General features: G+C 62.1%; 9 protein-coding genes. 3 read left to right on the top strand and 6 right to left on the bottom strand.

The window, feature by feature from the left end; genetic code table 11:
• Window positions 1-15 precede the first annotated feature (15 nt).
• Together AC6H4Z_RS24670 and AC6H4Z_RS24665 are read right to left on the bottom strand one after the other, a co-directional pair.
• Complete coding sequence (locus AC6H4Z_RS24670) at window positions 16-3,447, bottom strand: trifunctional glycoside hydrolase family 18/polysaccharide deacetylase/glycosyltransferase family 2 protein (protein ID WP_497544636.1); 3,432 nt, start codon at window positions 3,445-3,447, stop codon at window positions 16-18.
• Window positions 3,448-3,542: 95 nt separating this feature from the next.
• Window positions 3,543-5,522: an acyltransferase family protein gene (locus tag AC6H4Z_RS24665; protein WP_497544635.1), complete on the bottom strand. Its 1,980-nt coding sequence runs from the start codon at window positions 5,520-5,522 to the stop codon at window positions 3,543-3,545.
• A 347-nt stretch (window positions 5,523-5,869) separates the two neighbouring features.
• On the opposite strand from AC6H4Z_RS24665, the gene rsgA reads away from it, so the two are divergent.
• Both rsgA and AC6H4Z_RS24655 read left to right on the top strand, forming a co-directional pair.
• Entirely contained in the window at window positions 5,870-6,901 is a 1,032-nt protein-coding gene (gene rsgA / locus AC6H4Z_RS24660) for a ribosome small subunit-dependent GTPase A (RefSeq protein ID WP_497544634.1), read from the top strand.
• Between the two features lie 18 nt (window positions 6,902-6,919).
• On the top strand, window positions 6,920-7,408 hold the full coding sequence (locus AC6H4Z_RS24655; RefSeq protein ID WP_497544633.1) for an OsmC family protein: 489 nt from the start codon (window positions 6,920-6,922) through the stop codon (window positions 7,406-7,408).
• A gap of 53 nt (window positions 7,409-7,461) precedes the next feature.
• On the opposite strand, the gene AC6H4Z_RS24650 is transcribed toward AC6H4Z_RS24655, so the two are convergent.
• Entirely contained in the window at window positions 7,462-8,475 is a 1,014-nt protein-coding gene (locus tag AC6H4Z_RS24650; protein WP_497544632.1) for a hypothetical protein, read from the bottom strand.
• Window positions 8,476-8,511: 36 nt separating this feature from the next.
• Between AC6H4Z_RS24650 and AC6H4Z_RS24645 the strand changes: the two genes are divergently transcribed.
• Window positions 8,512-10,146, top strand: coding sequence for an L-lactate permease (locus AC6H4Z_RS24645; RefSeq protein WP_497544631.1), 1,635 nt, complete (start codon window positions 8,512-8,514; stop codon window positions 10,144-10,146).
• Between the two features lie 15 nt (window positions 10,147-10,161).
• Here AC6H4Z_RS24645 and AC6H4Z_RS24640 read toward each other — a convergent pair whose 3' ends face one another.
• Genes AC6H4Z_RS24640 through AC6H4Z_RS24630 form a run of 3 tightly spaced genes read right to left on the bottom strand, consistent with a single transcriptional unit; the run spans window position 10,162 to window position 13,227 of the window.
• The gene (locus AC6H4Z_RS24640; RefSeq protein ID WP_497544630.1) at window positions 10,162-11,496 is read right to left on the bottom strand and encodes an FtsX-like permease family protein; all 1,335 of its coding nucleotides are present in this window, start codon (window positions 11,494-11,496) and stop codon (window positions 10,162-10,164) included.
• Window positions 11,384-12,874, bottom strand: a complete 1,491-nt coding sequence (locus AC6H4Z_RS24635) for an ABC transporter permease (protein ID WP_497544629.1) — start codon at window positions 12,872-12,874, stop codon at window positions 11,384-11,386. Before AC6H4Z_RS24635 ends, AC6H4Z_RS24640 begins: the two co-directional genes overlap by 113 nt.
• Entirely contained in the window at window positions 12,871-13,227 is a 357-nt protein-coding gene (locus AC6H4Z_RS24630; protein ID WP_497544628.1) for a PadR family transcriptional regulator, read from the bottom strand. The genes AC6H4Z_RS24635 and AC6H4Z_RS24630 overlap by 4 nt, the downstream gene beginning before the upstream one ends.
• Between the last annotated feature and the right edge of the window lie 173 nt (window positions 13,228-13,400).

The raw sequence follows: 13,400 nt of genomic DNA, 5'->3' as shown, positions 1-13,400 counted from the left end.
TACAGACGACGGTGGCTACGCAACTCGGCGAGCCACCGTCGCCTTACGGTCCAGCTTTCCCCAGCCGACCAAACCGCCGTGCGCGGCCGCCACGAACGCACGAATGACGACGCCGTACATCACCTGGCGGTAGATGAAACGCTGCGCGGCCACGAGCAGCGTCAATTCGGCCTGCTCACCCGATTCGAGCAGAAAGGCGAGTACAGCTCCCGCCCAATCGATCAGCAGGAACAGCGCGTACAGCGTCATCAACTCACGTAGGTTGGTGAGCGCGTACGTCGTGCCGTGCTGTGCCCGCACGAGCCAGAACGAAATGAGGCTCCAGACGAAGAGCAGATCGGCGGCCGGCGAGAGCGCGGGAAAGATGAGTTGAAAGAGCCAGACGCATGGAAAGGCAAACCAGCCGAGCGCCCGGTACACTGGTCGAAACAATACGACGCGATGTTTCCACACGCACTGCAGTGTCCCGAACGACCAGCGAAAGCGTTGTTTCGCGAGGCCGCTGAGGGTGTCTGGGGCCTCGGTGTACGCAATCGCTGAATCGACATAGTCGACCGACCACCCGGCACGGTGGAGGCGGATCGTCAGATCCTGATCCTCGGCGAGCGTGTCCGATTGAAAACCGCCGACAGAATCAACGGCGGATTTTCGCCAAGCACCGACCGCACCCGGCACGACAGTGATGCAATCGAGCAGCGCGAATGCGCGTCGATCGAGATTCTGACTCGTGATGTACTCAAGCGCCTGGAGTCGCGTCACGAGATTGAGGCGGTTACCAACCTTCGCATTGCCCGCGACGGCACCGACATGTGGATTGACGAGTGGCTGAACGAGCGCATTGATGGTGTCCGGCAGAAACACGGTATCCGCATCGAGGCCGATGATAATCTCACCGCTCGCACGCGCGATGCCGTAGTTGAGGGCACTCGCCTTTCCGCCATTGTCCTTCGTCATCACCGTGACACTGCGTTCGCCAACGAAGGCACGTTGCGCAACTGTAACCGTGTCGTCGCTCGAGCCATCGTCTACGACGAGAACCTGTAGCGGACCGTCGTAGCGCGACGCGAGAAGGCTTCTCACCGTGGCAACGACCACCTTGCCTTCATTGAAGGCTGGAACGATGACCGATACCGCCGGACAGTAGAGTTTTGCAAATCGACTCGTCCTGCGCTGCTTGAACCGTTGGATATACGCGAGAGTCGTCATCACCACGACGCGCGTCACGCCGAGCACGATGGCGATGAGGAAGAACCAGCGAAGAATCCACTCGACGGTGCCGAGTGTGCCGAACGCGACGAGCTCGAACAGGCGCGCTGCCACGCTGCCTTTCGGTAGCGACGGCATCGACTGATCGCGGCTCGATCCAATCAACGCGGAGAGTATGACGAGCGTGTCTCCGCGCGCGCGCAGAGAATCGATCATTGGACCAAGCGCTGCGACCGTTTGCGAGCGATCTCCCCCGCCATCGTGAAGGAGAACGACGCTCCCGCTGGCACTCCGATCTATGACGTTGCGAAGGATTCTCGGGGCGCCTGGACGTCGCCAATCGTCGGAGTCGATGTGCAGGCCGGCGGTGAGGAACCCAAGGTCCGTGGCCACGCCCACCGGCACGAGCTCGTCGGACGTTGTCGGCTCTGCGTCGCCAAAATAGGGCGGCCGGAAAAAGGCGGAGCGCTTGTTGAGCGCAGCCTCGATCAATCGTTCCGTCGCATCAATTTCGAGCCGCGTTACGAAGCGCGACGTGAGGGCAAGATTCGGATGCGTGAAGGTGTGATTGCCAATCTCATGGCCTTCGTCATAGATCTGGCGAAGCAGGGCGATGTGAGCTTCCGCGTTTTCGCCGATGACGAAAAATGTCGCTGGCGCGTGTCGCGAGCGGAGCGTGTCCAGAATTGCGGCGGTCCATGAACCGTCGGGACCGTCATCGAAGGTGAGTGCAATCCGGTGCTTCGCTTGCCCAGAGCGTTGCACGATGTACGGCAGCGGAAGCACGCGATATTGTTCGTCGCGCACCATGCGCGTGATCGGATCGATCTGGACGTCGCGCAAACCCACCTTGGGTCGATTGGCGACGCGAAGGATTTCTCCGACGCCGTCGAACTGGACGTCGTAGCCACCGGGGATCGTATCGATCAGCGTGGCTGGTCCGAGCGAAGCGCCGCGGCCAAGCGCGCGCCAAAGTGATGGATCCTCAGCGCCAAGGCGCCAAAGTGCAACGCCCGCTACACCATGCGAGCGAGCCAGGGCCACCTGATTGACGCCCGCGGCGGCGTCGAGAAACCACGCGACGTGGTCGGTCGAGTCTGGATCGCTCCACGCAACATACGGGTTTCCAGAACTGGTATCGAAGTGAATCGCCGCGTGATTGTTGCGAGCGTAGGTGATGACGTCTTGAAAAGTCAATTCTTCAGCGGGCTGACGCGGCGTATCGTCGTTCCAGTCGTAACCGTAGCCAGCAATGCCGACAATGAGCGATGTGGCAGGAATGATCGCCGCCGCGCGTGCGACCTGCGCCGTGAACCACGCGTTGCTCGCGATCGGTCCGGCATCGCTCTGAGAATCGTGTTCGTCGTACGCCATGAGGATCACGCGATCGACCGAACCAGCCAGCGCGGAAAGGTCGGCGGCAGGCGCATCGGCGGCGACCGTGACGAGCAGGATACGGCCGCTGGTTGCGAGCTTCGCGCGAAGCGCTGTAAGAAAACCCAAAAGAGCCGCATTGGAGCTGGACGGGAGTTCCTCGAGATCGATCGCGATGCCGGCCAGGCCGAAGGTCGTTGCCGCGGCGGCGAGCGCATCGATGGCGCGCGAGCGGAACGGCTCGCTCAGCAGTCGCGTGGTAGCCGCCTGCATGAAGATCTGGCCAGACGTGTCGACATTCGTCAACATCAGAAACGCCCGCGGTCGTTGATCGGCCGGCGCTTGCTGCATCACGAACAGCGCACGTCGATCGACGCGGATTTCCACTGAATCGCCTGTTGGCGCGATGAATCCCCACTCACCAATGACCCAGTCGAGTTTGGGAAGATTCGTTCGCAGCGACACAAGCGAGTTGTCGTCCCACGATACGTAGAACCCGACAGTGACAGGTGCAACGCCGCTGGCGGACGTCGACTTGGGTAGTGCGGCCGCGTTCAGCGCCAGATGCGCCGCTCGCCTCGCGGGCACAGCCGGCATTGCGTGCAGTGCTTCAAACAAGCGTTCGCGCGCTACCGCCTTGAGCTGAAGCGCGCGCGTTCCGTTGAGCTCCGGGAGTTTCGGCGGCGCGGTGGGCGTCGACTCACGCAGAGAAATCCTGGGAATGCTCGGGGGGATGAGAATGGCGGCGACCAGCCCGAGGAGCAACACACTCGTAGCAAGCCCAATTGCCGCCGCGATGCGGCGAATACGCAGCCATCGCGTGCCGGAACTCTGACTGAAAACCGGGCGCTTCCGTTCTCGTTGCATGGACGACAAAACACCGCGCGGCTAGTCCTTCGGCGCGGGGAAGAACGCAAGTCGCGCGCGTGCGTCGGCCTTCGAGCGTGCCGGAACGAGAAAACTTAGTACGCGCTCGTGAGGTGCTTCAGCGCGGTACCGAGCCGCTCGCCGAGTACGGCGGATTGAGCGGCGCTGAAGGTTGCGGTCAGATGATCGTCGTCGCGAAAGACCACGATTCCTTGCTGAAGGACAGAACAGCGCGCGGTTGGACACACGCGATCGTTCATGTCCACGAAGGCAATGTGGTCGAGACCACGCGCGGCGTCGTTCTGTGCAGCAATGGCGGGCGGGTGCAGTGCGTCCGCTCGCTCGTATTCACAGGAGCGAATTTGAAAGGGCGCGTTCGCCGCTCGTCGAGACAGGCAAGACGGTGCGTCGAATCCCGCGACCGGCGTGCCGCGAAGAATGAGCGTGTTGATTCGCGCAGCGGACAGCGTGTTGTACGTTCGTCGAAGTCCGGCGCGCCATGTCTCGGGTGTGACGCGCCACGCCGATCCGTCACCCGTCGTGGGCATGTAGTGATCGTAGCTCGACAGAATCACGGCGGACGGATGCATCGCGACAATCCGCTTGAGCATTGCTCGGCGCCATTCCGTGCATTCGGTATACACGCGCTTGAGCCGAGCATTCAGCAGCTCGGTCATGTCGGACACAGGGCAACCGGGCTTCACCATCGCGTACACTTTCCAATGTCTCTCGCGACCAATGAGGTCGACCGCAGGCAACCAATGCTCGGCGTGTGAATCGCCGAGCAGCGCGACGACCGTTTGCGCGTTGGTATCGCCGAAGATGCACGGCGCCGTGGCATTGGTGAGCATCGAACCCCAACAGTCATGCGACATGCCGTCTGCGCGCGCTATCGCGAACGGTCGCTGCGCAGGCGACGTAGCTCGATCCTCCGCGACAGACGCTGCGCCATACGCGAGCAGCGCGACGACGACGCTTGCGCCAAATGCGAAGGCGGTGAGCAGTTCGGGACGCACCTGCGAGAGCTTGCCGCTTCGAGTCGGTTGTTCGACGAATCGATATGTGAGTACAGCGAGCACCAGCGCCGCCGCGGACCAGACGAGGCGGCCAAGTACACCAATCCTCCAGTCGATCACAGCGCCAATGCCTACGAGCGGCCAGTGCCATAGATACCACGAGTAGGACATGCGTCCCAGCCACTGCAGCCATGGCGCACCGAGTATCCAGCTGACTCGACTCTCGGGCGCGTATTGTCCGCCGAGGAGCAGTGCAACTGTTCCGAGCGCGGGAAGGAGGGCGGCGCTGCCGGGATACGGTGTGATCGCGCTGTAGGCGAGTACGCCGATGGCGATTGCGATCAGGCCGGCGAGCTGGAGCCAAACGCCCGGAATGTCGAATGGGCGTGATGACCGTTTGAGTCCGAGCGCTGCCAAGCCGCCGAGTGCGAATTCCCAGATTCTCGTGGGCATGCCGAAGAACGCCCACGGCTGGGCAACGCGCGTGACCCAGAGCGATGCGGCGAACGACACCGCGCCGGTCAATGCAACGCCGACGACAAGCTGTCGATTGAGCGAATCCTTTCCACCGTACCAACGGCCGATGAGCATGAAGAGCAGCGGCCAGATCAGGTAGAACTGTTCCTCGACGGCGAGGGACCAGGTGTGAAGAAAAGGATTGGTAGACGTCGCGTGATAGTCGACAGCCGTCCGCGCGAACAAAATGTTGCCGTAGTGCAGCGCCACCGCGCGACCGTCCGATGCAACGGCCGGTTGATCGATAGGCGCGTAGATCCAGAGCGCAGCCGCGATGGTCGCGACCAACACAACGAGCAGCGCCGGCAGTAGGCGTCGCGCGCGTCGCGCATAGAACTCGGTGAGGTTGATGTCGCCGGTGGACTCGACTTCTCGCGCCAGGAGTCCGGTAATGAGAAAACCGGAAAGCACGAAGAAGACGTCCACGCCCACGTAGCCGCCCGCGACCCAAGGCACGCTCGCGTGAAACGCAACGACGAGCAGGATGGCGAGGCCGCGGAGGCCTTCGATGTCAGGTCGGAATCCCGGGCGATCCGAACTCATTCCTAATGGTACGTGAGAAGGCCCGGCGGAGTTACGGGCGACGTTTGCGTCGCTAGATTTGTCTGAGTCACAGAACGGTCATTCCGTCCGAAAGCGAGCGGATGCGACCGTTCCAATGTGTGAGGCGCCTCTGCGTTCCGCCGTCCGCTCCGTCCCTCGCCTGGCCGCGTGCCGGGAGCTCTGACGCAGCGAGTCTAACCGCCGAGCCGTGAGTCACGGCGCGGTCCGCACGTTTACGCTCCGACACCGACCGGGCAACCGCGCATCTCGCGCTTGCCGGACTCGCCGGCTTGCGCGCGCCCATGATTCGCGGCGCTCACGCGCCGCCGCCGCTCGGAGCCGTTCAAATGACAAACGACAGTTCTTACAACGACGCGCCTAATCGCGCGCGTGTCGTTGCGCAGCACCGCGCCCGATATATCGTCCGCGATTCGACAGGCGACCACGACGCAGTTCTGTCCGGGAAGTACCGGCATCAGATTGCATCGGCGGAAGACGTGCCTGCCGTCGGCGATTGGGTCGAGACGACCGCGGACGGAGCCGACGGATCGGCCCGCCAGATTCGAGCAATCGTGCCTCGTCGCAGCGCGTTCTGCAGGAAGACCGTGGGATTGGCGTCTGAGGCTCAGGTCATCGCGGCGAACGTCGATCTCGCAATCGTGGCAACGGCCCTTCCGCACGATGTCAATCTTCGCCGAATCGAGCGCTACCTCGCCCTCGCATGGGAGAGCGGCGCAACACCGGTAGTGCTGCTCACGAAAACGGACCTAGTCAGCGATCCGTCAGTCGCCGTCGCGGAGGTTCGCTCGATTGCGCCGGGCGTGGGTGTGTTGGCGATCTCCACCGTTACCGGAGACGGCGTTGGTGCGTTGCGGAGCATGCTCACTGCCGGCATCACGGCAGTGATTCTGGGCTCCTCCGGAGTCGGCAAGTCGACTCTCGTGAACTCGCTCCTCGGCGCAAACCAGCAGCGCACCTCGGGGGTTCGGGACGATGGAGCGGGTCGGCACACGACGACGCATCGCGAATTGATCGAGTTGCCTGGCGGCGCCTACCTGATCGATACACCGGGGATGCGCGAGGTGCAGCTGTGGAGCGCCGCCGACGGGTTGGAGTCAGCATTCGACGACATCGCGACGCTGGCGAATGCGTGTCGCTTTGGCGACTGCACACACGTTACTGAGCCTGGTTGCGCCGTACGCGGCGCGATCGATCGTGGTGAAATGAGCGCCGATCGACTGGAGAGCTGGCAGTCGCTCCGACGCGAGCTCGCGTATCTCGAACGACGACAGGACGCCGCTGCGTCGGCAGCGGCGCGCAATCACACCAAGACCTTGATCAAGGCGCTTCGCACCCGCTTGCGAGAGAAGTATGAGTAGCCGCAGTAGTTTTCATCCATGGCCATTCACAAAAAGGAACACGGGCAGCACGTCTACGCGTCGTCGCTCGTCTGGACTGGAGCGAGCGCTGGAGCGACGACATCCTATCAGTCGTACTCGCGCGAGTATGAAGTGCGGTGCGGTGACAAGAGTCCAATTCTCTTATCGGCCGATCCGCACTTTCGTGGAAACGCAGCGTTGTACAATCCGGAGGAGCTCTTGCTCGCCGCCCTGTCGGGTTGTCACTTGCTTAGCTATCTGGCTGACTGCGCGCGCGGCGGCGTGATCGTGGTGGCATACGACGACGATGCGCAGGGTGTGATGGCGATGCATGACGGCAAGATGCGCTTCACCGATGTGCTCTTGCGTCCCCGCGTGACGGTGGCAAAGGGCACGGATCTGGACAAAGCACGCGCGCTGCACGAGTCGGCGCACCAAGGTTGCTTCATCGCGAGTTCAGTCAACTTTCCGGTACGGCACGAACCGACGATCGTCGTTGCCGACTAAAGCGCGAAAGGCCCGACGAGACGTCTCGTCGGGCCTTTCGTATTTACTAATGCCTACTGGTACTGAATGTAGAACGGGCGTGGGTTGAGCGCGAGCACCGACGCGGGCGACATGAGCTTGTCACCCTTCTTCGTGTCGTTCTTGTAGAAAAGCTTGAAGCCCGTGTACTCGACCGGATACTTGTACACGTACGCGCGATACGATTCGCGCTTGAGCGACGGCGGACCCCAACCATCCATGTTGACGACGACCTGTACTCGCGGGTCGAGCTTGATTCGCTTGTAGCCCGTCAGCATGTCGCGGGTAAATCGATGGACGATCAGCACCTTTGGCGGCAGGTGCTCCTCAGTCACGATATCCTGCAGCAATGACGACGCGTAATTCACGTCCTTCGCGTCGAACGTTCCGATCTTCGTTCCTGGAACGTTCCCGGACTTCATGGAAAACTCAGGATCGATTCCGAGATGCACGTCGGGGCGTTTGAGGAAGGTGCGCAACCGCGGCAGCTCCTCTTGCAGCGTGCCTTGCCCGACCTGGATGTCGAGAAAAAGCAGCGCGTTCTTCTTCCGCGCCCAGCTGTACACCTTCTCGATGAGCGCGCTGTCCATTCGCGTGCGATACTTCCCCGCTGTTCCCGGGTTGTCCGACGCGACGACTGCAATCAGGTGAAGCGCAGGCTGCACCGGCGTCGCCGGATCCGCGGCGTTCCAGGCCGCGACCTCTCGATCGAGCTTGGCGAGCATCTCGTCGGGCGGTAGTTCGCCGAGGATGCCCATGCGCTTCGAGAGCGGGTTGCCGTAGAACGCGACGATGCGCTTGGCGGGCAACACTGCGCCCGCAATCGGCGTCGGCGAGTTCACGGGCCACACGGGCTCGGCGACCTTGGCTTTCGGCTTGGCGGTGGAGTCGGAACGGCGCGCCGTGGGCGCGGACTTCTTCGCAGCAGCTAACGGCTTTCCCGCTTGCGTCGGACGCTGCGCGAGCGAGCTCGGCGTATAGCCAGACACGCCGGCGGCGGCCATAATCATCACGCCCGCGAGGCGGGCTGTTCGGTTCAGCTTGGTCATCACTGGATGTATAGCGTCTCCTCTACCCTGGCGCATATGCCGTGGCAGCAGAACTACGATCCGTTGCACGGGCCGCTGTCGACGATCGTCGCCGCGCTTCCGCTTGTCATCCTACTTGGACTCCTCGCGCTCCGTCGAGTTCCAGCACATATGGCTGCGCTCGCTGGACTGGCCGCGTCGCTACTCGTTGCCGTCACTGTGATTGGGATGCCGGCGCCCATGGCCGGACGAGCCGCTCTGCTCGGCGCAGCGTATGGCATGCTGCCCATCGGGTGGATCGTGTTGAACGTCATGTTCCTCTATCGCGTCACCGAGGAGCGCGGCGTTTTCGTCGCGCTGCAACGCGCGATTACAAACATCACAACTGATCGACGACTACAGCTGCTTCTCGTCGCATTTTGCTTTGGCGCCTTCTTCGAAGGTGCCGCGGGCTTCGGAACTCCCGTCGCGGTGACCGGCGCGATTCTCATCGGCATTGGTTTTCCGCCGCTCGAAGCGTCGGCACTTTCGTTGATCGCGAATACGGCACCAGTCGCATTCGGCGCGCTCGGCACGCCGGTGATTGCGCTGCAAGGTGTCACGGGGCTCGATCTCAACGCACTCAGCGCAATGATTGGTCGTCAGCTGCCGATCTTCTCGCTGATCGTGCCCTTCTGGCTGATCGCTGCGTACTCAGGATGGCGCGGAGTGAAGGAGATCTGGCCGGCGGTGTTCGTGGCAGGAGCAACGTTCGCGATTCCTCAATTTCTCGTTTCCAACTTTCACGGGCCGTGGTTGGTCGATATCATCGCCGCCGCGTGCTCGATGCTCTCGCTGGCGTTGTTTCTGCGCGTATGGCGCCGGTCGGGCGGCACGCCGCTCTCCGCCGACTTCCACGCTGACCCGTTGCCAGACTCAGGCCGCGCGAGTCCGTCACTTCGTGTCGCGATCCTACCTTGGGTGATTCTGACGGTGATCGTGTTTGCATGGGGCACGCCGCAGGTGAAAGGCTACCTGAATCACTTGTCGGCACCGACGTTCGCGGTGCCAGGACTCGACAAGATGGTGCTGCGTGCAGTCCCTGTCGTGGCCAAACCGACTGCGGAACCGGCGGTGTTTCTGTTCAACTGGCTATCAGCGAGCGGCACGGCGATTCTCATTACGGCAATCATCACCGGATTGATGCTTCGCTATTCGGTTGGTGAACTGGTGCATAAGTATGTCACGACGCTCGCCGTCGTCTGGCGTTCACTCTTGACGATCGCTGCGATGCTCGCGTTGGGGTACACGTCGCGGTACTCCGGCGAAGATGCGATCCTCGGTCTCGCGTTCGCTCGCACGGGCGTTGTGTATCCCTTCTTTGCGGCAATGCTCGGATGGCTCGGCGTCGCAGTCACCGGAAGCGACACGTCGAGCAACGTGCTATTCGGCAGCCTGCAGACGATCACGGCGACTCGCCTTGGGCTGAGTCCCGTATTGATGGCGGCAGCAAACAGCTCCGGCGGCGTAATGGGCAAGATGATCGACGCGCAGAGCATCTGCGTCGCAAGTACGGCGACTGGCTATGTGGGCCACGAATGGCGCATTCTGCGATTCGTATTCTTTCACAGCCTTATGCTTGCCGGACTCGTTGGCCTACTCACTCTTCTCCAACAGTACGTCTTTCCGTTCACGGCAATGGTGGTGAAGTAGCCGCCGACGCAACACCTACTCGGCGCGAATAGCGGACTGCGGATCAATCGACGCCGCTCGGCGTGCGGGCAGATAGCTGGCGATGCCGGCGATGGCGAAGAGCACGAGTGCGGACGTGCCGAACGTCAGCGGATCGATCGGGCTGACGTCGAAGAGCAGCGAGGTCATGATGCGCGTGAGCAACAGCGCGCCGGCCACGCCGATGGCAACGCCGACCAGCGCAACACGCGTTGCCTGGCCAACGACCAGCCGAAGGACGTCGAGCGACGTGGCACCGATGGCGAGACGAATGCCGATCTCGCGCGTGCGCTGAACGACCGCGTACGCCATGAGTCCGTAAATGCCGACCGCTGCAAGCATCAACGCGAGGAGCGCGAACGCGCCAAGCAACGCCGTGTTGAATCGGCGTCCGGCAACCGATTGTGATACGATGTCGTCGACGGTCGAGAGCGAGGCGATAGGCAGTTCAGGATCGGCCTCCCTTACCGCGCGACGAATGGGATTGAAAAGCGCGCTCGGGTTGCCGTTGGTGCGCACGACATACACCATGCTGCGCATCATTCGCTGCACGACGACCGTATCCATCTGGGCCGCGGGGAAGTAGATCGCCGGCTCGTTTGGAGTATCGAGCGCAGTCGCTTTGACGTCGGCAGCAACACCAATGATCGTCGCCCAGGCCGCCTTGGAGGTTGGGCTGCCCCATTTGAGCCGCTGACCGACGGGATTCGCACCGGCGAAGAACTGACGAGCAAGCGTTTCGTTGATGATGACAACCGGCGGTGAGTCGAGTCGCTCGAGTCCGGTGAATGCCGAGCCGGCACGGATGGGATTTCGCATCGTCTCGAAGTACTGTGGAAAGACGAGCGTATTCGTGGCGATCGGAATCTGTGAAAGCTCACGATTCTCGATCGAAAAGCTGAGATGCTGCGTACCACCCATCGGAACCGTACTCGCAACCGTCGCCGCAGACACACCCGGAAGGGTGCGAAGCCGCTCGACAAGGTTCTTCTCAAAGCGGACGATCTCGTCTGCCGTTCGATATCGAGAATCCACGAGCCCGAGGCGTAGCGAAACCAGCCCTTGCGGATCGAATCCCGGATCGACGTTTCGCGCGTTGAGAAAACTCTTCATCATGAGGCCAGCACCGGTCGCAACGACCATCGCGAGGGCGATCTCACTGATGACGAGTGTTCTGCGGCCGCGCTGACGCGTAACGCTGCCGCTCGATGATCGGCCTTCATCGCGAAGCGAACGCGCGAGACCGTTCTCCGGTTGCTGCATCACCGGAAGCAGCGACACGACGACTGCAGTGAGCGTCGCGATTGCGGCGGTGAACAGCAAGACGCGCATTCACCGAAATGTCGTAGCCTTGCAGCAGCGCTCGAGGAGCTCGAAGTGCGAGTGTACGCGAGCCCCAGGCCGCGAACGCGGTCCCGAGCGCGCTACCGATCGCGATCAGTACGACGCTCTCAGCGAGAAACTGTCGCGCCAACCGCGCGCGTGAAGCACCGAGTGCGCGTCGAACGGAGAGTTCGCGCTGACGAGTGGCGGCGCGGGCGAGTAGGAGGCTCGAAACATTGATGCACGCAATGAGCAGCACGAGGCCAACGGCGACGAACAGAACGGTCAACGATCGACGAACGTTTCCGACGGCGCGTTCACGCAGCGAGAACACATCGGCGATGGTCGATTGTCGCGGACCGTACACGCCAGGGTGAAGTTGAGGCAGTCGCGCGGCGATGTCATTGGCGGCACGCCTCGCGTTATCGATCGTCACGCCCGGGGCAAGACGTGCGATGAACGTCGCGTTGTAGGAATTGCCGCGCTGCTTCTCGACTTCCGGTGTGATCCAGTACGGTTCGAAGAGATCGGCTACGCCATTGCCGAGTCCCGGGAGCGGAAACGCGAATCCACGCGGCATCACGCCAATGATCGTCGATGGCACGCCGTTCACGACCATTGTCGTACCAACGACCGAACGACTGGCATTGAAGCGTTTCTGCCAGAGTGCGTGGCTCAGGACCACGACGTTCGGACCACCGACAATGTCTTCGTTGGCCAGGAAGGTTCGACCGACGACGGCGTCGACGCGAAGTACTTTGAAGAGCGACGCTGAGACGGCCGCGCCGGCAACGCGCTCGGGATCGCCGGAGCCCGTGATTGTGAACGACGTATTCTCATAGACCGCGGAGCTCTCGAACGCACGACCGTTGAGCTGTCGATAGTCCGCATACTCGGCGGTGGAGATGAGTCCTCGATTGCCGCCGCCAAAATGCGGCAACTCTTCGCCGACGATGACCAAGCGGTTCGACTCGGGGAAGGGGAGTGGACGGAAGAGCACCGCGTCGACGACGCTGAAGATCGACGTGTTGGCACCGATGCCGAGTGCGAAACACAGAATGGCGGCGATGCTGAGCGATGGACTGCGACGCAGCTGACGTACGGCGAAGCGGAGATCCGCGACTAGGCCTTCAAAAAGATCGGACATCGTTCGTTCCCTCTGCCACTGCGAGTCAACGGCGACGCAGCTATCGCGCACGCTGACGACATCACCGAATCGTCGTTCTGCTTCGGCGCGTGCGCGGGCCGGATCCATGCCGTCGCGCAGATATTCGTCGTAGCGCGATTCGATATGAAAGCGGAGTTCGTCGTCGAGATCGCGTGCCGGGTCGTTGCCCCAGAAGCGCAGATATCGACGCCACGCGGGAGCGCGGTGTGGCGCGTTCATGAACGCGACCAGGTGGGTTGATCGGTCGACGTGAGCACTTTGCCGACTGCGTCAGAGAACACGGACCACGACGATGTTTCGGTGCGGAGCTGTTGGCGTCCGCGTGTCGTGAGTTTGTAGAACTTCGCGCGGCGATTGTTCTCGGAGAGCCCCCACTCGGCGTCGATCCATCCGCGTTTCTCGAGCCGGTGCAGCGCGGGGTAGAGCGATCCTTCTTCGATGCGGAGCACGTCGCCGGTGACTTGCTGAATCCAGCGCGCGATGCCGTAGCCGTGGGTCGAGCCCCAGCTGAGCGTTTTGAGGATGAGGAGATCGAGCGTGCCTTGGAGCAGTTCGATGGCGTCGTTGGCCATGGGCGGTCCCATAGAGTGTCTCTGGGAAAGTGCGTGCTTCCCATAGAATGTCAATGGGACACACAAAGCGGCTAACTGGTTGTCCGAGGCCACGAAATCTGGTTCCGGGTTCGACCGTCGCGTCCCAATTCCGGACAGTCAGAGCGAGCGCACGAGGCGGGAAATCTTCGCTA

The sequence above is a fragment of the Leucogemmata humicola genome (genome assembly GCF_055379415.1).
Note: the sequence above shows the minus strand (reverse complement) of the source record. Positions and strands in the feature narration are given on the sequence as shown.